Genomic DNA, 25,985 nt, shown 5'->3' with positions numbered 1-25,985 from the left:
TCAGATCTGCCCCACGACACCCGAGACGAGATAGTTCATGCTTTCGAGCGCGATATCGGTTTGCGGATGCGTGACGCCCGCCGCGATCACGCTCGCGCCTTTGTTGTCCTTGATCGGCCCCTTGAAGATCGGGTAAGCGCCGGCCACCATCTTCGCCTTCACCGAGTCGGCGTTCGCGCGCGCATCGGCGCCGACCTTCGCGCCGTACGGCGACATCTTCACAAAGCCTTCCTTGAGGCCGCCGCGCATCAGATTCTGTTGCGGCTGCCCGTTTTGCGCGGACGCGACGATGGTCCTGAAGGGCGTCGCCCAGTCCCATTCCGCGCCAGTCAGATACCCTTTCGGCGCGAGCGGCGCCTGGCTTGCGTGATAGCCGCAGCTCATCGCGCCGCGCTTCTCCGCCGTTTCGACCACCACCTTCGGGCCATCGACATGGCAGGTGATCACATCGCACCCCTGATCGACGAGGCTATTGGTGGCCTCGGCCTCCTTGATCGGCATCGACCAGTCACCGGTGAAGATCACATGCGTCGTGATCGACGGATCGACCGATTGCGCGCCGAGCGTAAACGCATTGATATTGCGCAGCACCTGTGGAATCGGTTTGGCCGCGACAAAACCAAGCTTCTTCGTCTTGCTCGCATGGCCGGCCACCACGCCGTTCAGATACTGGCACTCGTCGATGTAGCCGAAATAGCTCGTGATATTGGCCGGATCGCCGCTCTTCCACAGCCCGCCGCAATGCGCGAAGCGCACCTTCGGATATTTCGCGGCTATCTTCAGCACATGCGGATCGAAGTAACCGAACGACGTCGCGAAGATCAGCGTCGCGCCGTCCTGCTCGATCATCGCTTCCATCGTCTTCTGAACGGCCACGGTTTCAGGCACGTTTTCTTCTTCGACTACCTTGACGTTCGGCAGCTTCCTGATTACCGCAGTGGCTTGCGCCTGTGCCTGGTTATAGCCATAGTCGCCGCGCGCGCCGACATAGATCACGCCGACGGTCAGATTGCCGGCGGCGAACGCCGCGTCGAACGGCAGTGCGCTGCCGAGCGCGAACGCTCCGATCCGTTTGATGAAGTCGCGGCGATGGGTCATGGTCTGGATTCCTGTCTGTCGTGGTTGGCCGCGGCATGGACGGCCGCGTGGACGATCGCGCGCATCTTGCGTTCAATCTTGGATACAAGTTCAGACAGGGAGATTGCAGCTTTCGTGCCGGGCTTTGCGCAAGGCAGCGTGAAGCCACACCGGGCAACGATCAGCAGGCGTCGACCATGCACGCGAGCGACTCGAACGGAGCCGCTCGCGTCATCCCGCGTGATCCAACGTGATTCGGACAAGCCATGATTTGGTGCAGCGTTCCCTTCGAGCGTGCGTGAAGGAAGTGCATTCGGGCGTGCATTCGATGAAGCAGCGCTTGCCTAAGGCTTGACCGCGATCACATCGATTTCGACCACCCACTCGGGCCGCGCAAGCGCGGTCACGGTCAGCCCCGTCGACACCGCGTGCACGCCCTTGAGCCAGCGGCCGACGACGCGATACACGGCTTCGCGATAACGAACATCGGTCAGATAGATCGTAATCTTGCAGATATCCTCGAGTTTGCTGCCGGCTTCCTCGAGCAGCATCTTGACGTTCGACATCGCCTTCTCGGCCTGTGCGGCCGCATCGCCGATACCGACCGATTGGCGCGTATCGAGATCCTGCCCGATCTGGCCGCGCAGAAAAACCATCTTGCCGGCCACGACCGCTTGAGCGAGGTCATTGTCGAGCCGTTGCTCGGGATACGTGTCGCGCGTATTGAACGGGCGGATGCGGATATGTTCCATGAGTCAACGCCCTTTGTCGAAATAGCCGGCACGGATCGCGCTGCCGATCAGGTTCAGAATCAGCCGGCCCGCGGTGATGCACGAAATCTGGTTCACGTCTTTTTCCGGCTGAATTTCGACGATATCCATGCCGACCACGCGCCCCTTCTTCACGAGACCGTGAATCAGCTTGCGCGCCTGCACGAAGGTCACGCCGCCGGGCGCGGGACCCGCCACGGCCGGCATCACCGACGGGTCGAGACCGTCGGCGTCGATCGTCAGATAGTAGTTGCCGCCGTCGGGAATTCGCGCGAGCACGGCGTCCATCCCCACTTCATGCAACTCGTAAGCGGTCACGAGTTCCGAGCCGTATGCACGGGCCGCACGCAATTCCTCGGGGCGGCCGCTGCCCTGCGCACGCAGTCCGATTTGCACGATGCGATCGACGTGCGCCATCTCGGAGGCACGGCGAATCGGGCTCGACAGCCCATCGCGCACGCCGTTCACTTCGTCGCGCCAGTCGAGATGCGCGTCGACATGCACGAGTGTGATCGGCGCGAGGCTATCGAATGCGCGCAGCACCGGCGTCGTAATGCCGTGGTCGCCGCCCATCACGATCGGCAGCGCGCCCGCCGCGAGAATCTTGCGCACCGCGGCCTCGACGCGTTGATAGTGGCTGCCGGGCGCCGCGAGGTCGGCAATCACGTCACCGCAGTCGACAAAGCGGATATCGTCGCGCTCCTGCAGCAGCGGACCGTCGATATCGAAGTCGTAGTGGCCCGGCGATCGCACGACACGATCGGTCGCCGCACGAATCGCCGCCGGTGCGCGGGTCTGGTCGTTCGTGAAATCGGCCGCCGAATACGCGGCGCCATACGGCATGCCGAGCACGGCAATATCGGCTTCGAGATGGTCGAGATCGAGTGCGAGCTCGGAGTAGAGCAGCGTCTTGTGTCCGGTCTTCGGCGGCACGGTAAGCGGCGCAACAAGTGGTGGTCGTGTCATCGGGAAACTCCAGCGTGTCAAAAGGAACGGGAGGGGGATTCTTCGAATGTCGACCGGCGTTCAGACGCGCCGATAGCGTGTCGCGTAGCGTTCGGACCATTGGCCCGCGATGTCGAGCAGCACGCTGCACCCCCAGTAGATCAGCGCGGTGGTACCGAGCACTTCGACATAGGCGAAGGTGTCCGCGGTCAGCAGATTGCTCTGGTAAGTGAGTTCCGCGAGGCTCATCACGGAGAACACCGACGAGTCCTTGAACATCATGATCGTGAGGCTCGTCGTCGCGGGTGCAAGGAATCCGAATATCTGCGGCAGCACGATATAGCGCTGGATCTGCACGCCAGAGAGTCCAAGCGAGAGACCTGCCTGCCATTGCCCACGCGGCAGGCTCGCCCAGGCCGCGCGCAGAATTTCGCAGAAGTAGCCGCCCGTGTAGAACGCGGTCGCCGCGACTCCAATCGCAAACGCGGACAGCATGACGCCCAGCTTCGGCAAGCCGAAAAAGGCCAGGTAGACGAGAATCAGGAACGGCACGTTGCGCACCATCTCGACGTAGGCGAACGCGAGCGCGCGCAGCGCGCCCCACGGCGCCGACCGGCAATACGCGGCGAGCGTGCCGGCCACGATGCCGAGCGGAATGCCGAGCGCGCAGACCTGCGCGGTGACCGCGAGCCCTTTGAGCAGCGGCGGCACGCACGATTCGGCGACCGCAAGATCAATAGCCATGAGGCAAACCTCTCGCGAAGTGCCGCTCGATCCGGCGCGACGCCGACGACGCGACGAACAGGATGGTGAAATAGAGCGCGGCCGTCAGCGAAAAGAGCTGCAGCGGCAGGTTCGTTTGCAATGTCGCGTCGCGCGCGACGGTGGCAAGATCGTGCACCGCGATAATCGACATCAGCGAAGAGGCTTTGAGCAGCATCGTGAATTCGCTGGTCAACGGCGGAATCGAGCGATAGAACAGCTGTGGAAACACGATGTAGCGCCACACCTGCAGCGCATTCATACCGAGCGCGCGCGCTGCGGGCACCTGGCCATGTCCAAGCGTGTTGAGTGCGCCGCGCAGGATTTCAGACACGTAGGCCGCCGTATTCAAGGCAAGCGCGAGAATGCCGGCTGTCAGCGGCGCGATCGAGATATTCAGCATCGCAGGCAGGACGTAGTAGGCGATCAGCATCTGAATGAGCGCCGGCGTGCCGCGAATCACGCTCACGTAAACGACCACGCATGCCGCGCAGAGCCGGCCGCCATGCTGTCTTAGCACCAGCAGCAAGGAGCCGATCGCGATGCCGATCGCGAACGCGACGACGCTGGCTATCACTGTGGTCGCCGCGCCTTGCGCGAAATCGCGAGCGAATGGCGCAACCGTCGCCGCGAGTGCCTTACTGATCCCGAACACGCTGCGTACCCGCTTTAGACCGCGCCTTCAGGCAGATAACCGCTGGTCGGCAGATTCATCGTGTAGCCGAACCACTTCTTCTGCATCTGCGCGAGCTGGCCATTCTGCTCGAGCTGGTTCAGCGACGTATTGATAAACGCGCGAACTTCCTTGTCCTGCGGATGCGCGACCCAGGCGAGCATCTTTGGCTCGCCGATCTTGCCAATCACGCGATACTGGCCGGGCTCGCGCTTCATCATCACCGCGACAATATTCGACGGCATGATGCCGACATCGAGCGTTTTATTCGACAGCGCGACCATCACGTCCGGATAGGCCTGAAACAGTTTCATATCCGCGTAGCCCGCGCCCTTCGCTTTCAGTTGTGTATCGAATGCCTGCGCGACAGGCTGCGACGACGAGCCCATCTGCGTGCCGACCACATGCCCTGCGACATCGTCGGCCTTGTTGATGTGCGTGTCGTTCGAGCGCACGACAAGCACGGTATCCACGACACCGACCGGCTCCGAAAAGGCAAAGCGCCTCGCGCGTTCCGCATTGATGCCGACGCTCGTCGCGACAAAGTCGAACTTGTGCGCCATCAGGCCCGGCAGCAAGCCCTGGAACGGCAGGTTGACCTGATTGAGCGACACGCCGAGCTTGCCCGCCATGTACTCGAGGATATCGTGGCCATAGCCGACCACCTGGCCGTTCTCGACGAACTCGAAAGGTTCGTAGGCAGCCTCCGTGCCCACGGTCAACTTGCCCCGCTTGCGGATATCGTCGAGCGTGCCACCCTCGGCGAAGGCGAAAGACGGCAAGACGAGCGCGAGCGACACACCGCCCGCTACGGTCAGAAATTTGCGTCGGTCGAGCGAGAGCATGGTGTTCCCCGAGGTCGTGGCGGATCGTTGGTGAACCCAATGTAGGCAGTCAAAAATGTTTTGGAAAACCATTTTTTCGCTGCTATGGTTCCGAAAACCAAAACCTTTCGCGTCCCTGCGCAATGAAGAAGATGGACCTGACCGAGCGTGACTTGCGCTCGCTTCGCGTGTTTTGCGCCGCCGCGCAGGCCAGTGGATTCAGCGCGGCCGAACGCGCGCTGGCTATGTCGAAAGCGTCGATCAGCCGACACATCAACGACGTCGAAGCGCGCCTGGGCGTCAAGCTATGCGAGCGCGGGCCAGGCGGCTTCCAGCTGACGGAAAGCGGCACGGTCGCGCTGCGCGTCGCGTTGCAGGCCCTCGAATCGCTAGAGCGCATCAAGCCCGAAGTCGATGCCGTGCGCGGCGTGCTATCGGGGCCGCTGCTGCTCGGCACCTCCGAGCACGTGCTGACTCATGAGAATTGCCATATTCCCGAGGCGCTCGCCGAGTTGCAGCGCGTTGCGCCACTCGTGCGGCCGTCGTTGTCGGTGATGACCTTCAGCGATCTTGGTGCCGCACTGGCCGAGCGGCGTGTGCAGATCGCAATTCGCGGTGCGTACCGGCAAATGCGTACGTTTCGCCATTACCCGCTGTTCACGGAGACGCATCGCGTGTTCTATTGTCCGGCCGCCGTCGGCGAGATTCGTGCAGGCGGCGACACGCGTGCGTTGCCGCTCGCGTACCGGCCGCATCCGTTCGTTGAAGACGCCCTTGTGAATCACGGATTCAGGCAAGGCATGGAGGCAAGCGGTCTGGAAGCGATCGCGATGATGGTCGCGTCTGGTCAATCGGTGGGTTTGTTGCCCGAACACTACGCGGCGCGGCTCTCGCCGCGCTACGAATTCGACGTGCTGCCTGATTCGCCATCCTATCCGATGCCCTTTTGCGCGATCGTCGAAGAAGCGCGGCCGCTCACGCGCAGCGCCGAGATGTTCCTCGAGCTGCTGCTGGAGGCGCATCACCGGCGCTAGCAACCGGCGCGCCGATCACTCGTCGTGCACTACGACCATCTTGCCCCGTGCCTCGCCGGCTTCCATGATCCGGTGCGTCTCCGGCACTTCGTCGAAGCGGAACACGCGCCATGGCTTGGCCGAAAATTTCCCCGCCTCGATATCGGCCGCGATCGCTTGCAGCGGCACTTCCGAAAACGGAAAACCGGGCTCGCCGAACACAAAGCTGCCGAAGAAAGTCAGATCGACGCCGCTCGGCATTTGCAGCAGCGGATTGAAATCGGCAATCGGCGCAAGCCCGCCGAGCCAGCCGGCCAGACACACTTTGCCGTCGCGGCGCACCATATTCAGCGAATCGAGCATCGTGCTGTTGCCGACCAGATCGAGCACGGCGTCGATCTGCTTGCGCTCCGCGATATGTTTCGACAGATCCGGCCGTTCGAGTTCGCAACGGCTCACGCCATGGGCCTTCAGTTGTTCGAAGCTCGACTCCTTCGACGTCGTGCCGATCACCTTTACACCCGCATTGACCGCAAGGTTGACTGCGGCGATACCAAGCGCCGACGACGCGCCGCGAATCACAATTGTCTGCCCGCGCTGAATCTTCAGATTGCGAAATAACGTGGTCCACGACGTGGCATACGACTGCGGAATCGCAGCAAGCTCAGCCCACGACAGGTTCGATTCGATCGGCGTCACATTGCTCACCCGTGCCCGCGTGTACTCCGCGTAGCTGCCGTTGACCGTACGGCCAAGCCCACCCATCATTGTCGCGACCTTCGCACCTACCGCGAACTCGCCGCCGGGGCACGACTCCACAATACCCACACATTCGATCCCACTGACCGGCGCCGCTTCCGCCCATTCGCCGCGGCGCATATGCATCTCGGCATGGTTGATGCCGAACGCCTTGATCCTGATAACGACGGTTCCTTTCTCAGGCTCGGGCTTCGGAATGTCCTTGTACACCAGCGCTTCCAGACCACCAAAACCATTCAGAACGATCGCCTTCACTTCACTCTCCTATCACCCGTTGAAACGTCGAAACGTCGAATTAACTCGCTAACCGACCTTCATACATAACCACTCAAGCCACGCAATCAGGTCAACCTGTGAAGTTCATGATAGCCACGTGATGTAACTTGTCAAAGCGTTTCTTATTGGTTACACGAGCGGTTGCCGTCGATGCCCGTGCGATACCAACAAAGTCGGGCGAGTGCGGCCTGGCAGGTACGGGCCCTGCACAATTCGGGCGAAAGGCGCGCCGATCAAGGGTCATAGCCCGTCGCGACGCGGACTGACGAGCAACCGACTGGGCTCGACATGAGCTTTCGCCGACATTTCAGAATCTCGTTTCACGAAACAATTCCGAAGCCCACGCAAACCGCTACAAAACGACGGGGTGTCCCGAAATCGGAAGGCCCCTGCGATGCTTCGTCACGCCCGCGGAAGATAAACCGCGCCATCGCCATCCGTGCCGGTCGCAAAAAAAAACCATGCGATTCCTGACATTCAGGAATTCGAGCCAATCGATTTGCCCAAAATGACAATTAAAAGTCAGACATCGAGATAAACATCACCGAATAAGCGTTAACCCTTATTCATTACCTCGCCCTTCCCTCCGTTAGCTGAAAAGAACGACTTTGATTTTCACCTCACGCTTTAAATGCGTGCCTCTCAAGGAGTTGCAATTGAGCCGTCTCAGCGTAAACACAAAATTATGGATGGCGCTCGTCGTAACCTGGTTGGGTCTCCTCATCCTGGGCGGTTGGGCCGCACGCGAATCACGCAATACGATGCTTCTGGAACGGCAAGGGGCGGTGCAAAACGTCGTCGAAGCCGCGTACGGCGTAGCGGACCAGTACGCGAAACTCGCCGACGAACACAAAATGCCGGTCGAACAGGCACGCGCGGAAGCCCTCGCCCGAATCAGTGCGATGCGCTACCCGAATAACGGCTACATCATCATCTGCGATTCGCATCCGACGGTGATCATGCATCCGGTGCTTGCCGACATGCGCAATCGCGATGTGACCAACTACAAGGATCCCAACGGCAAGCTGTTCTGGCTTGAGATGATCAAGCTTGCGCAGGAAAAAGGCCAAGGCTTCGTTCAGTATGAGGGTCGGCTTAACGACGGCATTGCGACCAAGATCGCGTTCGTCAAGCGCTTTGCACCGTGGGACTTGTATCTGACTTCCGGCGTCTACGTGAACGACATCGACAGCGCGTTCTACGCAAACCTGCGTAACTACCTGATCGTCGTGCTCGTGGTCGGCGGCCTGATCTCGCTTGCGATGGTGATGATCATCCGCAACGTGGAGCGCAGCCTCGGCGGCGAGCCGTCGTATGCAGTCGAAATCGCGGAAACGATTGCGAGCGGCGACCTGACGAGCGCGCTGAACCTGCGCGCCAACGATAAGCAAAGCATGCTGTTCGCGCTGCATAACATGCAGCAACGGCTGATCGATACGATCGCGCGCATCCGCGGCGGCGCCGAAACGATTACAGTGGCTGCGCAGCAGATTTCTGCCGGCAATCAGGACCTGTCTTCGCGCACCGAGGAACAGGCCAGTTCGCTAAGCGAGACGGCGGCCAGCATGGAACAGCTCACCGCCACGGTCAAACAGAATGCGGACAATGCGCGGCAAGCGAACCAGATGGCCGCGAACGCCTCGCATATCGCAGGCGAAGGCGGCGAAGTCGTGCATCAGGTCGTGGACCGCATGCAAAGCATTGCATCGAGTTCGACGCGTATCGTCGAAATCATTTCGGTAATCGAAGGCATTGCGTTCCAGACGAATATTCTCGCGCTCAATGCCGCCGTGGAAGCCGCGCGCGCCGGCGAGGACGGCCGCGGCTTCGCGGTGGTCGCCGGTGAAGTGCGCAGCCTCGCGCAGCGCAGCGCGGACGCCGCGAAAGAAATCAAGGCGCTGATCGAAGCGTCGGTGCAGGAAATCGAATCGGGCCGCGGTCTTGCTGAACGCGCGGGCGAAACCATCGACTCGATCATGAAAGCGGTGCGGCATGTGACGGACATCATCGGCGAAATCTCGGCCGCGTCGTCGGAACAGACGCAGGGTATCGAGCAGGTCAACATCGCCATCGCGCAGATGGATGAAACGACGCAGCAAAACGCCGCGATGGTCGAACAGGCCGCCGCCGCTGCACAATCGATGGAAGAACAGGCGCGCAGTTTGAGAGAAGCGGTCAACGTGTTTCGCGTGGGAAGCGGAGCATTGACGGCGGCCTAAGATACATGACTCAAAGCTTAAGCCGCATCGAAGCTTTGCAAGCACAAAAAAAAGGGGAATCGCGAGATTCCCCTTTTCTATCCAACGTTACCTCTCACGGCTGGCCCACTGCTTTCACCCGTTATAAAAGCGGCGGCCTTCATCACGCAGCCACAAACGCACGAGATGCCGCTTGCGTTCGGGCTCCGGATAATCGACGAATGCGGTGCGGCGGTGTCCGCAGCGCTTGTTATCGACAATCTGGATCTGCCCCGGCTCGAAGAAAAACTCCCTGCACAGCTGCGGCTCGCGCATCGTCTGTTCGAGCACTTCGAGCGCTTCCGACGTTTCCTCGTCCATCGCCACGCCGGCCATTGCATAACCGTTCACGACGTGACGATGCGAGAGACGGCAAAGCAGGTGCTCGCCGTCGGCCTGAAACAGCGGATGGCTGATCACCGGTGCGTCGCCGGGCGCATGTTCGCGCTGGCGATCGAACAGATAAGGCTGATAAAGCCGCGACAACAGATGCGGACTGCGCTTGAGCATTTCGTTGTACACCGTATAGAAGCTGACGATGCTGCTCACGCCGCCTTCCATCGCAGGTTGCAGACACAGCAATGCAACGTAGTCGGGCGGATACAGGTTGTAGCTGTTGTCGGTGTGGAAATTCTGTTCGGCATTCGTAATATCGGGGCGCACGCCATTGCCAGGCGGCTTGCCAAGATCGGTCACGTCGTAGATCATCTTGCCGTCCCAGCTCTGCGCAACCGGCCTTGCAACGAGCTGCGACAGAATCCAGTACACGGCTTGCGATGCCTGTACGCCGTATTCTTTCACCGGCAGCTTGTCGATAATCACGAAGCCGGGGCCCGCTTCGAGCGTCTCCTTCGCGTGCTGCATCATCCGCCGGCACGCCGGCAGATCGAATTCCGCCGCGTCGAGCAGCGCGGTCTGCATCGGATTCGCATTCAAGATCTCGACGAGCCCGTCGAGTTCGCGCAGGCATTCGGCGTCGATGCCGATCATGCCGTCGTTCGGATCGAGGCTTTCGCCGGTCCATGCGATCGGGCCGTTAAACGGCGTCGTTCTGATGTCCTTTTTGCCCGGCGCGGTCCCCTCTTCGAGTATCGACACGCCGCGGGCCACGTTATGGTTCACCCTCTGGTCCATCCACCCGCTCCTCTACGAAGTTGTCTGTACGGCATGGAAACTCTAGGGTTTTTGCGTGCCGCCGAATAGCGATATATTTCGATCAGGCCACATCGAAAAACTCGATGAACGCTACGAACTCCACACCTTCCGCCTATGGATATCCGACAGCTCGAAACCCTGATCCGCATTGTCGAAACGGGTAGTTTCGCGGGCGCCGCCGACGCGCTCTCCGCAACCCAGTCGACCATTTCCGCGCGCATCGGCGCACTCGAACGTTCGCTCGGCGTGACTCTGTTCGATCGTTCGTCGCATCGTGCCCGGCTCACGCCGAAGGGCCAGGAGCTGCTAAAACCAGCCCAGGAAATCGTCGCGCTGGCCGCACGCGTGCGACATCAGATCGGCGATGCGCAGGCCCTGACCGGCACGATCAGAATGGGCGTAGTGGGCCTCGTCGCGCAAACGTGGCTGCCGAAACTGATGGCCGCGGTACGCGATCGCTACCCGGGCGTCACGGTCGTGCTCGATATCGCGCTAACGGCAGCGCTCGTCGATAAACTGCGCGACGGTGAAATCGAACTCGCGATCGTCACGGGGCCGATCGACGAAGCGGGCACCTCATCGGTTCCGCTCGGATACGATGAATTCGTCTGGATCGCCCCGAGCGCGCTTAACGTGCCGACCGAACGTATGACGCCGGTCGATCTCGCGCGATGGCCGGTTCTCGGCCTGTCGTCGCAATCGCATCACGCGCCTGTGATCGAGCGCTGGTTCCGCGAAGGCGGCGCCGAATATAAACCTGTCATTTCGTGCAATACGGTGCGCGTGCTCGGCGACCTGACGCTGGCGGGGCTGGGCGTGAGTCTGCTTCCGCGCCGCTCGTACGCTGCGGAAATCGCAGCGGGTATGCTGACCGTGCTCGACACCACGCCCGATATCAAGCCTGTCGAATTCGTCGCGCTATACCGCACGAGCACGCCCAATCCGCTCACGAGCGCGACCGCCGCATTGGCTACGGAAATCAGCGAGTTTGCCAATCGTGGCCGATAAGCGTCTGGTGCGCGCGCAATCGCATAACGACCGCGCGTAGTACTTACGAATGATGTTGCGACAGCCCCTCTTCAAAGCTCACGCCGGGCGTATCGTGCGCTTCCACGGCTTTCGGAAACATCCTGAACGTTGCAATCAGTGCAACCGCCGCCGCGCAACTGAGCCACACCGCCGGCACCGCGTTGTTTCCGCTCACATGAATCAGCATCGTGCAGATGACCGGTGTGAAACCGCCGAACACCGCCTGCGCAACGCTCCACACTAACGAAAACCCGGTGCTGCGAATATGGGCCGGCATGATCTCGGTCAGCGCAACGACCATGCCGCCCTGATACGAGCCGTAGATCAGGGCATACCAGACTTCGACAGTCATCAGCCGTGCGAAGCTCGGCGCCTGCACGAGCCAGTACATCGCCGGATAAGCGGTAAGGATAACGAGCGCCGCACATGCGGTCAGCACGGCGCGGCGGCCGATCTTGTCGGACAGCGCGCCGATAATCGGTAGCATCGCGAAGTTTGTCAGGCCGACTGCCATCGTCACGAGGAACGTATCCATCGCGGGCAGCTTCAGCACGCTCTGCCCGTACGTCGGCGTATAGGCGGTGATCAGGTTGAACATCACCGCGGTCATCGTAACCAGCATGACCGCGCCGCCGATCGTGCGGCGATGATCGCGCAGCGATTGAACGATCTGCCGCGGCGAAGGCGTCGTTTTGCGCGCCTCGAATGCTTCGGTCTCGCGTAAACGGCGGCGCATCGAGAACAGCACCGGAATGATCAGGCAGCCGATCACGAACGGAATGCGCCAGCCCCACGAATCCATTTGCTCCGGCGACAACTGCCATCTAAGCGCAACACCGAGCACGGCCGCGAAAACAACTGCCAGTTGCTGGCTAGCAGACTGCCAGCTGACGAAGAACCCGCGGCGCTTCGGCGGCGCGATCTCGGCGAGATAGACCGACACTCCACCCAGTTCCGCGCCGGCGGAAAAGCCTTGCAACAGGCGTCCGCACACCACGATGATCGGCGCCGCGATGCCGATCGTCGAGTAACCGGGCACGCAGGTAATCATCAGCATGCCGATCGACATGAGACCGAGCGTCAGCAACAAACCCTTGCGCCGTCCTTTGCGATCGATATATCCGCCGAGTACGAGCGCGCCGATGGGCCGCATCAGAAAACCGACGCCGAAGGTAGCGAGCGACAGCAACAGCGAAACGAATTCGTTACCGCGCGGAAACAGTGCGTGCGCAATGGACACCGCGTAAAAGCCGTAGACGGAGAAGTCGTACATCTCCAGAAAGTTTCCGCTCGTGACGCGGAAGATCGTTCTTGCCCACGGTTCGGATCTGGACTGCGCCTGCATGGGTGGCCTCCCCTTTCTCGCTGATGCTGCTGTGTCAAACCCCGTGTTCGTATTGTTTGATGCTTGTAAGACCGCGACCTCAATTGCTCCGCATTGTGCAGCGATCACCCGGATGTGTAAACCCAAATATCGTTACTCGATTCCTATAATTTAGGAACTTAAAATCGACGAAAACAACGGCCGGAACGTAAACCCAGATGTTTACGGTATGAGCAGAAAAGACTTTAGGAAAACGTGAATTCGTCATCGCTTGCATGCGATGACAGGCGTGCGCATACCTCGGCCTCATTGAGGCCGATTGTTCTATTTAGTGTGGAATGCGATGCTTTAACAGAAAGCGCTTAAGCGCAGGATTCGCTTTCGATCTGCGCTTTGGCGAGATCGAGCCGGTAGCCGAGCGTATAGATAGAAGACAGGCGCAAGCCGTTCTCAGGACTGAGCTTGAGCTTTTGCCGGATCCGGTAGATGTGCGTGTCGAGCGAGCGCGATTCGACGCTAAGCTCGCGGCCCCATGCGGTCATTGCAAGCAGATCGCGCGAAAGAATCTTACCGAGGTTGGTAAATAGCGCCGCGACGAGCTGAAACTCCTTGGTGGTCAACTCGATCCTGCCGCCGCGCAATGTCACGGTGCGCTCGATCGGATCGAGCACGTAATCGCCTGCCCTGATCTGTTCGTCGCGCGCAGCCGAGCGCGCAACGCGCCGCAATAAGGCATTGACGCGTGCAGCGAGTTCTTCGGCGCGAAACGGCTTGACCATGTAATCGTCGGCGCCCGCGTCGAGCGCGCGGACCACATCGACCTCGTGAACGCGGCTGGTCAGAAACAGCACGCCATAGCGGACGTTCGTGCGGGCGCGAATCCAATGCAGCACTTCAATGCCGCTCATGCGCGGCAAGTGCCAATCGAGGACCACCGCGTCGATCGGTTCGGATCGCAAACAGCGAACCGCCCGCTCGCCGTCGTCGACAATCGTGACCACGTGGCTCAATGAACTCAACGCAGTCGATACGGCTTCCGCCTGAATGGGATCATCCTCGACAACCAGAATGCGCATGTGTGCCCCCGTACATTGTGACGTTCTTATGTCCGACTGGATACAGTTCAAGCATTCGCCGATCGCGCAAACGTTTGCGCATCGGGCAATGTCGACACAAGCAATGATCGTAGGATACACACTATAAATATGTTTGAACTTTTGTGAACTACTTGATGAAGGGCTTTCGCATTCAATGCGCGTCGCATCACAATTAACGGTTACGCGGCGTAAAGTGAGCAGCCGGCTAGCCGTTGTTTAGCTCATCGCTCAACTCATTGAGCAATTTGGGCAAGAAAACCATGAATGTCGTGCCGCGACCGGGCGCCGAATCGACCTGCAATTTGCCGCCAAGCGAGTCGACCACAGTCTTGACGAACGCGAGCCCTAAACCGTGCCCCGACCTCGAGAACTTTTCATCGAGCTGGCTGAATTCCTGAAAGAGCGCTTTTCTTTCAGGCTCGGGAATGCCGACACCACGGTCGATGACCGAGATCTTCAGATGCCGGTCCAATTCCGCCAATTGCACATCGACGGTCGAATAGCGCGGGCTGAACTTGATCGCATTGCCGATCAGATTCGCAAACGCGCGGCGCAAGAGCTGAACATCCGCGATGGTGCTCTTACCCGGTTCCGCAGCGAGATTGACCGTCGTCGATCTGGCCGTGGCCTGGGGCCACAGATCGTCGATGGCGTCCCCCAGCACAAGCGCGGGATCAACCTGGGTCAATTTCGGCGGCAAGCTTTCGGCGCGCGCGAGAAAGAGGAAATCGTCGGCCAGGTTGAGCGCGGAGGTCGCGTACTGGCCGACCAGTGTCGCGAATTCTCTCGCGGTAAAGCGCGGCGGCGCCAGTTGCATCTGCTCGACGAGCGCCAGAATCGCGGCCTGGGGCGAACGCATGTCATGCGACAGGAACCTTAGCGCCGTATCGCGCTGACGCTCGGCCATGCGCACCGACGAGACGTCGGCAACATGGAAAATCAGCGCGCCATCGCGTCCCTCGGAGGGCTTGATCTGCGCGCATTTGATCAGCAGCGAACGCCCGTTTCGCGCGTTCGTGATCTCGATGCCTTGCGCGAACATCGACTCGTTATAAGCGGGCGGATCGTCGTCGCTGGACCAGAGCGCAAAGAGCGCACGCGCTTGCGACGCGAACTCGATTGCGCGGTGCGATGCGGTGATCTCGAACAGCACATCGGATACCGGCCGGCCCGCCACCGAACTGCGCTCCGCGATACGCAATTCGGAACGCTGACATAGCGCGCTGACGCGCTCATTCGCGAGGATGACGTCTCCGGCCGCGTTGGTCACGAGTGTCGCCTCGGGAAGGCTGTCGACCCATTCGGAAATGAACTCTCGATGCCGCCGAACCCGGTCGAACAGCGACGCCGCTGCGTTTAAGCGCCGCTCCACCGGATCGTCGAAGAATTTCACGCGCCTCTGCTCTTCCGGCAGCGACGGCTCTTTCGCACCCTTTTCCGCTTCGATCGACAGATAGCCGAGCAGCGCCTCCTGGCGTCGCCACGCCCAAAGCGGATACGCGACGGCACACGCAAAAATGCCCACACAAGGCGACAGAAACAGTTGCTCGTATTTCAACATCGCCATCGAGCCGCCGACCATCATCGCGGCAAACATGAAGGACATCAGAAGACCGGTGCGAGGGCTCAGCAGATAGAGCAGCACGCATAGCAGCGGAACGACACCTTCGTTGAACATCAGCTGCAATGCGTGGCCGACAGGATGAACCGTCCTGCTCGCCGATACCCGGTGCACGATACGCGACGTGGTATCCAGAAACGCAAGGTCCACCCAATGAAACAGATGAAGCCACGTAACGCACCCGCACAACAGCATCAGCACAGCCACGAGCCAGAAGCATTCACGCTTCAGATTCGGACGCCAGACGATTGATGCTGATGCAGAAGCGCCTGACTGTTCGTGCGAAAAATCGGAGCCTGGCCTGCTTGCCTTTGTCCGCAAATTCCATAGCCTTTTCTTTATCCGTTCTATTGCCATTTATTCTGAAAACGTAAGAATAGAATATATCGAATTTAATTTTCCATCGTTCTAAAATCGCGGACATATTCTAAAGTCTTAAGTTAAATCATTCATGTCGCAATGCACCACCTGCTTTTGTTTGACATGGATGATAAGCGAGATCCGTGTCACCGGCGCGTTGCCTGCCCTCCCGGGCGTCGTCCCCGAGACTCACCGCCCGACGGCCCAGCGAACCTCCAGCACCCAAAAACCTTTCAAGATCAATGCTTACAGGCACAATACGCCTCCCGAGCCGAACAGAAAAAATGACTTGCCGCGCCCTGTCGTCTAGACGAGTGCACGTACCATACGGAATACAGAACCTTACAAATGTAAACAATTGTCACGAATGGGCCACTGCATGCGTCGATGGAGAAATCCGGCCGGGCCACATTGATTTTTTCGGCGATTTTCCATGTAAAATGCTTCGTCCAGCCAATGGATCGTATGCACCGTTTTAGACAAACGCTTGCGATGCTTGTTTTCCGGTTTATTTGCGTTAATTGCGAATCGGTGCTTTCCGCGCAACCTCCATCGGATTGCCAGGGAACACCCGCAGGTTGTCGTTGGAGTGCGGCGAATTATTAAAATAATTTTGCAAAATGCGCGCCTTGACTTGCAAGAAATAGACTTCTGTATAGAAAAGAATCGCGCGCTGTGCGGGGTGCCAGGAGACGATGCCCGGTTCGCCGCGCAATTTAACCGCATCAGATGAAGCGGAACACCAATGCGACAAACTTCGCCAATACAAAACACATTCACCCTGGTCAGCGATGCGGAACGAGGCTTGGGCCAAAACGAGTTTTTCTTCGTGCTACAGCCGAAGCTGAGATTGCAGGAAAACCGGCTGTCCGGCTTCGAATACCTGATCAGATGGCAGCACCCGGCGAGCGGCGTCCTCGAGCCTGCGTACTTCATCACCGTCGTCGAAGACTCGTCCCTCGCGGGAAGATTTACGGATCTGCTGATTTCACGTGCGGTACAAACGCTCGTGCGATGGAAAATGGATGGCCGCGAGCACCTGTCTCTCGCGATCAACCTGTCGGCCGCGGAACTCGGCCGGAAGGATCTACCGGGCCGCCTTAAGGCACTGTTTGCTTCGTTCGGCGTGAGCCCGGGCCGCTTTGAAATCGAACTCACCGGCGTCGTGCACCCCGACCGGCTCGACTGGCTTATCGATGTCATACACGCTATTCAGGCAGTCGGCGTGCGCGTCGCACTCGACGACTTTGGATCCGGGTTCAACTCTCTTACGCTGCTGCAGCAATTGCCCGTCGATACGGTGAAGTTCGATCGCTCGCTGATCAGGCAGGTGGGAGTGAATGGCGAATCGCAGCGCATGGTGGAAACGCTGGTGCGCCTCGCGCAAAACCACGGCAAGCGAATCATATTGACGGGGCTCGAAACGGAAGAGCAGTTCGCATGGGCTAGAACCATGCCCGATAGCGAGGGTCAGGGGTTCTTTATTTGCGAACCCGTGGAAGAAGACGATGTCGACGATGTGATTTGCCGCCACGAGGCAAAAGCGGCGGGCGCGAAATAAACTGTCGCGCGCCTGCAAAGACGTTGCATGCGCAACGATGCGAGGCCAATCGTAGACACGGATGTCGAACGGCTATAGCGCCGCACGCGCGCTCATCATGTTGCCTTGCCGACAACAATCGGCCCACGCGGAAACGCGCAGAATGCTTACAGATCGTTTTCTACCGATCATCAGCGCTTGCCGCCGCCTTTCTCAGCCCCCCATTGTTGTCCTCAAAGCAACACCGTGCGTTCCTTCCCGCGCCTTCCACATGCGGATCGACGCGCCTACGCTTGGCCTTGACGACGGCGATTCATGCACGCGGCATTCCATAGACCGCAGCGCGCCGCCGTTCGGGAAAGCCGATCGACACCATGACCAAGCTGACTTCTCCCCCATTAACGATGCTCGACAAGTATTTCGGCGCCGGGTTTGAGGGGATTTATACGGCCAACGTTCGCGCAACGGGGGGCGAAACCGATCACGGACGCGCGTCCGGCATCGTTCGCTCGGACGATGGCCATCTCGAACTGGACTTGCGCATGCCCGAAGCAATGGGCGGCCCGGGCGGCGGCACGAATCCCGAGCAGCTTTTCGCAGCCGGGTACGCGGCCTGTTTTCATGGCGCGTTAGCGCTGATCGCCGCGAAAAACGACATCGCGCTTCCGCACATGGCCGTCGATGTGTCAGTGACGTTCGGACGCGATCCCGTCGACGGCATGTACACGCTGACCGCCGACATCAAAATTCATTTGCCGGGCGTCGATTGCGAGATCGCCGAGCGACTGGTTCGCGCGACGGAGCGTATTTGCCCGTACGCCAAGATGGCGCGGCAAGGCATAGTCAATATCGTTACGCTGCAGGCTGAACCCAAGCGGCGACCTTAAGCCACGCACAAAACACAACGAAAACGGCAAGCCTCAGCGCACTTCCGGCTCGCGCGTCTGCACAGGCTGCAGCACCGACCGATGATTGATCGCCTCTTCCAGCAACTGGATCGTGACCGGCTTGAGCAACACGCCGTCGAACAGCTTCGGATCGCAAATCGCGTGGGCATGCGGAAGACCTGTGACCGCGAAGATCGCGCACCGCGAAAGCGTCGGCTCGCAGCGCAGCAACGCACAGACTTCGCGTCCGTCGTCCTTGCCGAGCAACACATCGAGGAAGATCAGGTCCGGCGAATGCCGGCGCGCTTCGTCGAGGGCTTGCGCGCCGGTGGTGGCCGACACGGCCTCGTGGCCCATGAGCTTCGCGAGCTCGCTAAAGGTCCATGAGGTATCGGCGTCGTCGTCGACAAACAGGATTTTCATCCCCTTCATCCCCGTCAGCCAAAAAAAGAGCGGCCGCATAGGGCCGCCTCGGAGCTGTGCCGCGAAGGCCGCTCAAAAGCTATGCCGCGAGGACAGGCGGACGAGAGCATGTCCCAGGCCGCAGCACCGCATAGGAACCAGATTAAGCCTCGTGCCAGATTATGAGAGCCCTGCACTAACGTAAAGGGTCGTTTCATGTCCATAACGCAAGGGTTTCGTACATCCGCGCCCGGAGGACCGGGCGGCGCGCGCGACCCACGTTAGTAATGAGCGTGAATTGCATCGACCAGCTCGCCGAGCTGTGCGGGCTTGCCGATCATGATGTCCACCAGCGGAATGTGCGTCTGCGCGAGACGCGGCGACGCGAGCCCGACAATCCGCATATCGCGCAACCCGTCCTGCTGCCGTTGCCATTCCCGCGCACGCACGATGCAGGCGAACTTCATGCCGAAGCGTTCATCGAGATCGAGCAGCACCGCCTGCGGCGCGAAATGATCGAGCAGCGCGTCGAGCCCGCCCAGCTCATCGAGCGACATGACCGGATAGCCGTTGATGCGCAGCAGAATCTCGTACGACGCGGCGACCGGTTCGGCGCAGTGAAGCGAAAGCACGCGCTCAGGCGCCGGCACACGCACCGGCATGCATACCGCGCTGCTGCGCAGCATGATTTCGTTCGATAGCCAGACGAGTCTTGCGCGCTGATAGCTTTCGAGCGCCCGCGCAAAAGCCATCGAATCGATGCCGTCGGCGTCTTCCGTATGCTGCATCTGTTCGGTAACCGCCTGCAGTTTCGCGAGCGACGCTTCGAACTCGCGGCAAGCCTTGGCGCTTATGCCGGCCGGTGCCGCCGCGGGGAAGTCGGTCAGATGAGCGTTCACATGAGCGGTAACAGGCGCGCGTGGCTTTCGCGCGTCGTCTTCGCAAGGCGAAGCGATCGCGCGAGTGCATTCTTTTGTAGTCATATTCCGTCCCTCGTGCCATTCGTCGCAATGCGGAACATCCGCGTCGATGCGGCTTTAGCACGTCCATCCATCGTAAGCGCACGGCGGATCGAATGGGCGTTCCTAAGGGATGGCTTTCGGACACCCGCGTGCGCACCCTATGCGCGCCGCTTCATGCTGCGCCGGCGGCGGCGCGCGCTCCATCCGAGCGGATCCGCAAGACGGTCTGGCGCGACGTGTTGAACCGGCGCGCGACCTCGCTGACCGACTGCCCCTTGCCGAGCGACTGCAGCACGCGCTGACGCTGCTGATCGGACAGCGACGGCGGTCTGCCGGTGGTTTTGCCCGCGGCGCGAACGGCCGCGAGACTGTCCCTGCTGCGCAAACTACGGCAAGCCGCATCGAGGCGCACCAGCGCGCGCAGCGTCCTGACCGCCGCGGGCTCGGGGAGCCCGGCGAGGTCGCTATGACCGACTTCGACACATTTGACGACGATCTTCGACTTGCGGCAGTGCATCAGCGTCGCGAGTATGTCGCGCGCATTGCAGCCGAGCGCCGGCAGTTCGAGCACGACAAGCGTGTCGCGCGGCACAAGCCGCCTCAGCATGCTCTGCAGTTCGGGCCGCTCGTGAGCGGGCGTGTAGGCCGGCAGGTCGTCGATGGCGAGCCGGCTCACCGCGACCGTGTAGCCCGCCTTGTCGAAGAGGATCAGCTCCTTCTCCGGCATAAGCGGATCGGGAGCGCCGAGCAGATAGATATGAATTTTTCCCAACTCGCCCTCGCCGTTTGATGCATGCATTGACGCGCGCCCTGCCCACTGCACGAACTATTGTGCGCACTGCGTGGCGTTCACGCCACATCGTCGCCGGCGCGCTGCGGTCCATGCGACGCGCCGGTTCGCGCAATCGACGCGCGCAGCACTTCGACCAGTGTTTCCGCCTCGTCGATACGCGCCTCCTCGATCGACGCTGCCTTCGGGTCGCCGCTATTGACCGCCCACTGCCGCCGCTCGCGCGCGAACACCATGCGTTCGTTGACCGCGCGGATGGCCTTCCAGAGCGCGTCTTCGGTGCGTTGAGCGATCGCTTCGTCGAGCGAGCGGACCGAATACGCGTGGCCGGTGTGGCAACGGTAGCGAAGCGGCCGCGGATCGCGAATGCGCCACAGCACGCCGCCGCATTCCGGACAGGTTATCGCGGACCGTACCGCGATTCGGTCGAGTTCGTCCAGCCCCGCGCGCTCCCCGGAGCCGATCTCCGCCTCGGTGCGCAACGCAGTCAGGTCTGCGGTGCCCACGAAATCCGGCGCGCGCACGGCGCCTTGCACAGCCGCGACGATCGCCGCGCCGAGATCGTCGGGCGGGACGATCGCATCGGCGCCCGCCGCCTGCAACGCGGCAAGCGGCATCGACTTCATCGCGCTTTTCGCCGGGTCCTGGACAATCCCGTAACCCCCGTGCGCGCGGATCGTCGCGAGCCCCGCGGCGCCGTCGTCAAGGTCGCCGCTCAACACGACGCCAATCACGCGCTCGCCGAAGTGCATCGCCGCCGAGCGAAACAGCGGATCGGCTGCCGGACGCGCGAAATTCTCCGCCGCCGATACGCTCAACTGAAATCGTCCTTTGCCCATCAACAGATGCCGGTCGGGCGGCGCGACGTAGATGCGGCCGTTCTCGGCCGCCTCTTCGTGGGCTGCAAAGCGGGCCGGCAATGGCCCCCAGCGGGACAACAGTTCCGGCAGCACGCTTGCGTGCCGGCCGATGTGCATTACGATGGAAACGACGGCCGGCAAATCGGCAGGCAGCCGTTCAGCCAGCGTTCGCAGTACGTGGAACCCGCCGCTCGATGCGGCGATCACGACGATGTCGCGACGCTTCATGAAGTTCTCGGTTTTGGGCTTTAAGCATGAGTAGCAAGTCGCGGACCCGCTCCGGCAATCCAGGCTGCAGCCGTCGTCATATCGCTGTGGCGTAATGTTTGCTTGTGCTTTCTCCCGACGGATAATAGGAGACCGCGCCCCGCCCGGCCGCCGCCCCACCGTATCGCTATGAGCACGGCTAGGCACGAGCGCACCGGATCCACTTCAGGACATGTAGAGATGCCTAAAAAACGCGGGCAAACGCTGCCAGGCCAGGCCGACCATATGATCGTCGGCATCGGCGCTTCGGCCGGCGGCTTGAATGCGCTATTGCAATTCTTTGAAGCTTTGCCGGCCCACACGTCGATGTCGTTCGTGGTCGTGGTGCATCTGTCGCCCGACCGCGAAAGCAATTTGCCGTCGCTCCTGCAAAAAGCCACCGACATGCCGGTCGTTCAGGTGACGAGCGCGACGCCGATCGAACGCAACCACGTCTATCTGATCGCGCCGTCACTCGAACTGACGATGGTCGACGACTACCTTCGCATCGAGCGCCGGACGCCCGAAGAAGGGCGCCGCGCGGCGATCGACCTGTTCTTCCGCACACTGGCCGAGGCGCACCGCGAACGCGCGGTCGGCATCGTGCTGTCGGGCGCTGGCTCGGACGGCTCGGTCGGGCTCTCGCGTGTGAAAGAGATGGGCGGCCTCACCTTCGCGCAGGACCCGTCCGAAGCCGAATACGACAGCATGCCGCGTAGCGCGGTCGCCACCGGCATGGTCGATTTCGTGCTGCCGGCCGCCGAAATGCCCCAACGGCTCATGGATCTGAGCCGCAATGCGACGCAAATCCAGTTGCCCGATGCGGCCGAAATCGAAGAACGCGATGCCGAAGTAAGCGAAAGCACCGAACGCGCGTTGCGCGAGATCATGGTGATTCTGCGCACGCGCACCGCGCACGACTTCCGGCATTACAAGCGCGCGACGGTCCTGCGCCGCATCGAGCGGCGCCTGCAGGTGAACGCGCTGATCGATCTGCAGGCATACCGCGATTTTCTGCATCTGCATCCGGAAGAAACGCAGGCGCTGCTGCAGGACATGCTGATCAGCGTGACCAATTTCTTCCGCGACAAGGAAGCGTTCGAAGCACTCGACAAAGACGTGCTGCCGCAGCTGTTCGAAGGCCGCAACGAGCAGGACCGCATTCGCGTCTGGTCGGTCGGCTGCGCGACCGGCGAAGAGGCGTATTCACTCGCCATTCTGCTGCAGGAGCGCGCGCAGAAATCGACCGAAGGCATCTCGTTTCAGGTATTCGCAACCGACATCGACGAACGCGCGATTTCGTTCGCGCGCACGGGCCTCTATCCCGACTCGATCCTCGCCGACGTGTCGCCGGTTCGCGTGCGGCAGTTCTTCAACAAGGACGCCGCGCACTACCGCGTGAAAAAGGAACTGCGTGAGCACATGCTGTTCGCGCATCACAATGTGCTGAGCGATCCGCCGTTTTCGCGGCTCGATCTGATCTGCTGCCGCAATCTGCTGATCTATCTCGACCGCGAAGCGCAAATCGACATTCTGAAGATGTTCCACTTCGCGCTGCGTCCGGGCGGCATCCTGTTTCTCGGCAGCTCCGAATCGGCCGATAGCGTCAGTTCGATGTTCACCGTAGTCGACAAGCGCAACCGCATTTACCGTGCGAACACGGCCGTGCGCGGCGATACGCCGCTGCCGGTCTCGATCGGCAGCGGCGGCACGATGAATCTGCGCCCGCTCGTCTCGACGATCCAGCCGCCGGGCCGGCGCCGCTTTTCGTTCGGCGACCTGCATCAGCGTCTCGTCGAACAGTACGCGCCGCCCAGCGTGATCGTGAGCCGCGATTCGGAAATCGTCCATCTGTCGGACCGCGCGGGGCGCTTTTTGCAATACTCGGGCGGCGAGCCGTCGCACAACATCGTCGCGGTCGTGCGGCCCGAACTGCGGCTCGAATTGCGTACCGCGATCTTTCAGGCGCTGCATACGAACCATAGCGTCGAGGCGCGGCGCGTGCGCATCGAGCGCGACGGGCGTTCGTACTTCGTCAATATGACCGCGCGGCCCGTGCACGACCCCGAAACGAGCGCCGACTTCGTGCTCGTGCTGTTCGACGAGGTCGAGGACAGCATGGGCGGCACCGAAACGCCCGTCGGCAGCGTGCATTCGGATCCCGTCGTCAGCCAGCTCGAGCGCGAACTGCTGCGCACGAAGGAACAGCTGCAATCGACGATCGAGCAATCGGAAACCTCGACCGAGGAACTGAAGGCGTCGAACGAAGAGTTGCAGGCGATCAACGAGGAACTGCGCTCGGCGACCGAAGAGCTCGAAACGAGCAAGGAAGAACTGCAGTCGATCAACGAGGAACTGACCACGGTCAACGCCGAGTTGAAGTCGAAGGTGGAGGAAACCGGCAAGATCAACGACGACTTGCAGAACCTGATCGCGGCCAACGATATCGGCACGATCTTCGTCGACCGCAATATTTGCATCAAGCGCTATACGCCACGCGCCACCGACGTGTTCAGCATCATTCCGTCGGACATCGGCCGGTCGCTGCTCGACATCACGCATCGGCTCGAATACGACAAGCTCGCCGACGACGCCGCCGAGGCGTTCGATTCGCTGCGTCTGATCGAGCGCGAACTGCGCAGCAACGACGACCGCTGGTATCTCGCGCGCTTCGTGCCGTATCGCACCACCGAAGACCGCATCGACGGCGCGGTGCTGTCGTTTATCGACATCACCGAGCGGCGCATCGCCGAAGACCGTCTGCGCGACGGCGAGCGGCGCATGCGCATGGTCGCCGAAAGCACGAAAGACTACGCGATCATCACGTTCGACGACGACGGCGTCATCACGAGCTGGAACGCGGGCGCGCAGCGGATCTTCGGCTACGCCGAGGAAGAAATGCTCGGCCAGTCCGCCGACGCGCTGTCGACCGACGAAGACCGCGCGGCCGGCGTCGCCCAGCGTGAGTTCGACGAGGCGCGCCGCTTCGGCCGCATCGAGGAAGAACGCTGGCACCGCCGCAAGGACGGTTCGCGCTTTTTCGCGGGCGGCGTGCTGTCGCGGCTGAATGAAGGCGATATCGGCGGCTTTGCGAAGATCACGCGCGATCTCGGCGAACTTATTCAGGGCGGCGAAGCCGTTGCGGTTCGCAAGCCCGGCGACACCGCGAAAAACGCCGGCGAACGCGAAGCGCAATTGCGCCGCGACGAGTTTCTCGCGGTCGTCTCGCACGAGCTCAAGCACCCGCTGAACCTGATCGCCGCGAGCGCCGAGCTGATCGCGCGCGCGCCGCAGACGAGCAGCAACCTGAACCTGTCGCGCGCCACCGATACGATCCGCCGCACCGTGATGAGCCAGGCGCAGATTATCGACGACCTGCTCGATATTTCGCGCGTGCGCACCGGCAAGCTGTCGATCGTGCGCACGGCCGTCGATATGCGCGAGATCGTGCAGCGTGTGGCGGGCGCGGTGCAAAACGAAGCGGCGCAACGCGGCATCGCGCTTGGCGTGTCGATTACCGACGAACCGGTCGTCTTGCATGCGGATATCACGCGCATCGAGCAGATCGTCTGGAATCTGCTTAGCAATGCGCTCAAATACACGGCCCACGGTTCGATCGACGTTTCGCTGCGACTCAACGCCGGCAACGCGCTACTGCGCATCACCGACACCGGCATGGGCATCGACCCCGAGCAGCTTCCGCACATCTTCAACATGTATCAGCAGACGCGTAACACAGCCGGGCGCCGCATGGGGCTCGGCATCGGGCTTACGCTCGTGCGCGAGCTCGTGAATCTGCATGGCGGCGCCGTGCAGGCGGAATCGGAGGGACTCGGCCGCGGCGCGTCGTTCACGGTCACGCTGCCGACGCACCGGCCGCTGTTTCATGTGACGAGCGGGTCATCGGACCAGGCCACGCATGCGTCGCTGAACGGCGTGCGCGTGATGATGGTCGACGACGACGCGGCAACGGTCGACACCTTCAAGCTGCTGCTCGAAAGCGAAGGCGCGATCGTGCAGGCGGCAACGAGCGGCGAAGACGCGTTGGCGATGCTCGCCGGCAGCGAAGCGCCCGACATGATCCTGTCCGATCTCGGCATGCCCGGCATGGACGGCTTTCAGCTCGTCGACGAGGTTCGAAAGAGGCAGGGCTTGAAGCACGTGATCTGTGTCGCGCTGAGCGGCTTCGGCCAGGAGGCCGATATCGCGCGCGCGAAGCAGGCGGGCTTCGATGCGCATCTGAAGAAACCGGTGATGCTCGAAGAAGTGCTCTCGACGTTTGCGACGTTGCGCGGCACGCAACAGCCGGCCTGAAGTTCGCGCCGGCAAGCGCCGTGCGTCACGCGCAAAGCGTGGCGCGCGGCGTGTTCCACATC

The 25,985-nt window shown here is 61.2% G+C and carries 22 protein-coding genes; 6 read left to right on the top strand and 16 right to left on the bottom strand.

Annotation, left to right across the window (positions count from 1 at the left end; genetic code table 11):
* The 6 genes from KZJ38_RS27905 to KZJ38_RS27880 form a co-directional block, all read right to left on the bottom strand.
* The gene (locus KZJ38_RS27905) at positions 1–1,098 is read right to left on the bottom strand and encodes a BMP family ABC transporter substrate-binding protein (RefSeq protein ID WP_219803232.1); all 1,098 of its coding nucleotides are present in this window, start codon (positions 1,096–1,098) and stop codon (positions 1–3) included.
* 323 nt (positions 1,099–1,421) lie between these two features.
* Positions 1,422–1,829 (bottom strand): RidA family protein, encoded by a 408-nt coding sequence (locus KZJ38_RS27900; RefSeq protein ID WP_219803230.1) that lies wholly within the window; start codon positions 1,827–1,829, stop codon positions 1,422–1,424.
* A gap of 3 nt (positions 1,830–1,832) precedes the next feature.
* Positions 1,833–2,813: an agmatinase gene (locus tag KZJ38_RS27895; RefSeq protein WP_219803229.1), complete on the bottom strand. Its 981-nt coding sequence runs from the start codon at positions 2,811–2,813 to the stop codon at positions 1,833–1,835.
* A 60-nt stretch (positions 2,814–2,873) separates the two neighbouring features.
* A complete protein-coding gene (locus tag KZJ38_RS27890) occupies positions 2,874–3,536 on the bottom strand; it encodes an amino acid ABC transporter permease (protein ID WP_219803227.1) in 663 nt (220 codons plus the stop codon).
* Entirely contained in the window at positions 3,526–4,200 is a 675-nt protein-coding gene (locus KZJ38_RS27885; protein ID WP_219803671.1) for an amino acid ABC transporter permease, read from the bottom strand. Before KZJ38_RS27885 ends, KZJ38_RS27890 begins: the two co-directional genes overlap by 11 nt.
* Positions 4,201–4,223: 23 nt before the next feature.
* A complete protein-coding gene (locus KZJ38_RS27880; protein WP_219803225.1) occupies positions 4,224–5,072 on the bottom strand; it encodes a transporter substrate-binding domain-containing protein in 849 nt (282 codons plus the stop codon).
* Positions 5,073–5,194: 122 nt separating this feature from the next.
* On the opposite strand from KZJ38_RS27880, the gene KZJ38_RS27875 reads away from it, so the two are divergent.
* Entirely contained in the window at positions 5,195–6,085 is an 891-nt protein-coding gene (locus KZJ38_RS27875; protein ID WP_219803223.1) for a LysR family transcriptional regulator, read from the top strand.
* 15 nt (positions 6,086–6,100) lie between these two features.
* Here the strand turns inward: KZJ38_RS27875 and KZJ38_RS27870 are convergent, their stop codons facing one another.
* Positions 6,101–7,078 (bottom strand): zinc-binding dehydrogenase, encoded by a 978-nt coding sequence (locus KZJ38_RS27870; RefSeq protein WP_219803222.1) that lies wholly within the window; start codon positions 7,076–7,078, stop codon positions 6,101–6,103.
* Between the two features lie 806 nt (positions 7,079–7,884).
* On the opposite strand from KZJ38_RS27870, the gene KZJ38_RS27865 reads away from it, so the two are divergent.
* Complete coding sequence (locus KZJ38_RS27865) at positions 7,885–9,318, top strand: methyl-accepting chemotaxis protein (RefSeq protein WP_343223886.1); 1,434 nt, start codon at positions 7,885–7,887, stop codon at positions 9,316–9,318.
* A 114-nt stretch (positions 9,319–9,432) separates the two neighbouring features.
* Here the strand turns inward: KZJ38_RS27865 and KZJ38_RS27860 are convergent, their stop codons facing one another.
* Complete coding sequence (locus KZJ38_RS27860) at positions 9,433–10,470, bottom strand: TauD/TfdA family dioxygenase (RefSeq protein ID WP_219803220.1); 1,038 nt, start codon at positions 10,468–10,470, stop codon at positions 9,433–9,435.
* 135 nt (positions 10,471–10,605) lie between these two features.
* Here KZJ38_RS27860 and KZJ38_RS27855 point away from each other — a divergent pair, with 135 nt between their 5' ends.
* A complete protein-coding gene (locus KZJ38_RS27855; RefSeq protein WP_219803218.1) occupies positions 10,606–11,499 on the top strand; it encodes a LysR family transcriptional regulator in 894 nt (297 codons plus the stop codon).
* A 43-nt stretch (positions 11,500–11,542) separates the two neighbouring features.
* Here KZJ38_RS27855 and tcuC read toward each other — a convergent pair whose 3' ends face one another.
* From tcuC to KZJ38_RS27835, 4 genes are all read right to left on the bottom strand, one after another.
* Complete coding sequence (gene tcuC, locus KZJ38_RS27850; protein WP_219803216.1) at positions 11,543–12,865, bottom strand: MFS transporter; 1,323 nt, start codon at positions 12,863–12,865, stop codon at positions 11,543–11,545.
* 341 nt (positions 12,866–13,206) lie between these two features.
* Entirely contained in the window at positions 13,207–13,920 is a 714-nt protein-coding gene (locus tag KZJ38_RS27845; protein ID WP_219803215.1) for a response regulator transcription factor, read from the bottom strand.
* Between the two features lie 226 nt (positions 13,921–14,146).
* Positions 14,147–15,769, bottom strand: coding sequence for a sensor histidine kinase (locus KZJ38_RS27840; RefSeq protein ID WP_219803213.1), 1,623 nt, complete (start codon positions 15,767–15,769; stop codon positions 14,147–14,149).
* A 670-nt stretch (positions 15,770–16,439) separates the two neighbouring features.
* Positions 16,440–16,736 (bottom strand): hypothetical protein, encoded by a 297-nt coding sequence (locus tag KZJ38_RS27835; protein WP_219803828.1) that lies wholly within the window; start codon positions 16,734–16,736, stop codon positions 16,440–16,442.
* Between the two features lie 15 nt (positions 16,737–16,751).
* Here KZJ38_RS27835 and KZJ38_RS27830 point away from each other — a divergent pair, with 15 nt between their 5' ends.
* Entirely contained in the window at positions 16,752–17,483 is a 732-nt protein-coding gene (locus tag KZJ38_RS27830; protein ID WP_246642044.1) for an EAL domain-containing protein, read from the top strand.
* 353 nt (positions 17,484–17,836) lie between these two features.
* Entirely contained in the window at positions 17,837–18,349 is a 513-nt protein-coding gene (locus tag KZJ38_RS27825; protein WP_219803209.1) for an Ohr family peroxiredoxin, read from the top strand.
* A 33-nt stretch (positions 18,350–18,382) separates the two neighbouring features.
* Here the strand turns inward: KZJ38_RS27825 and KZJ38_RS27820 are convergent, their stop codons facing one another.
* The 4 genes from KZJ38_RS27820 to KZJ38_RS27805 all read right to left on the bottom strand — a co-directional run bounded on the left by KZJ38_RS27820 (position 18,383) and on the right by KZJ38_RS27805 (position 21,591).
* Positions 18,383–18,772, bottom strand: coding sequence for a response regulator (locus KZJ38_RS27820; protein WP_219803207.1), 390 nt, complete (start codon positions 18,770–18,772; stop codon positions 18,383–18,385).
* Positions 18,773–19,032: 260 nt separating this feature from the next.
* Entirely contained in the window at positions 19,033–19,734 is a 702-nt protein-coding gene (locus KZJ38_RS27815) for a hypothetical protein (protein WP_219803205.1), read from the bottom strand.
* Between the two features lie 151 nt (positions 19,735–19,885).
* A complete protein-coding gene (locus tag KZJ38_RS27810; protein WP_219803204.1) occupies positions 19,886–20,512 on the bottom strand; it encodes a helix-turn-helix domain-containing protein in 627 nt (208 codons plus the stop codon).
* Between the two features lie 50 nt (positions 20,513–20,562).
* On the bottom strand, positions 20,563–21,591 hold the full coding sequence (locus KZJ38_RS27805) for a chemotaxis protein CheB (protein ID WP_219803202.1): 1,029 nt from the start codon (positions 21,589–21,591) through the stop codon (positions 20,563–20,565).
* Positions 21,592–21,810: 219 nt separating this feature from the next.
* Between KZJ38_RS27805 and KZJ38_RS27800 the strand changes: the two genes are divergently transcribed.
* Positions 21,811–25,923, top strand: a complete 4,113-nt coding sequence (locus KZJ38_RS27800; protein WP_219803201.1) for a CheR family methyltransferase — start codon at positions 21,811–21,813, stop codon at positions 25,921–25,923.
* Positions 25,924–25,985 lie beyond the last annotated feature (62 nt).

The organism is Paraburkholderia edwinii (assembly GCF_019428685.1).
GTDB classification, from domain to species: domain Bacteria; phylum Pseudomonadota; class Gammaproteobacteria; order Burkholderiales; family Burkholderiaceae; genus Paraburkholderia; species Paraburkholderia edwinii.
This window is presented reverse-complemented; position numbering and strand designations above follow the sequence as displayed.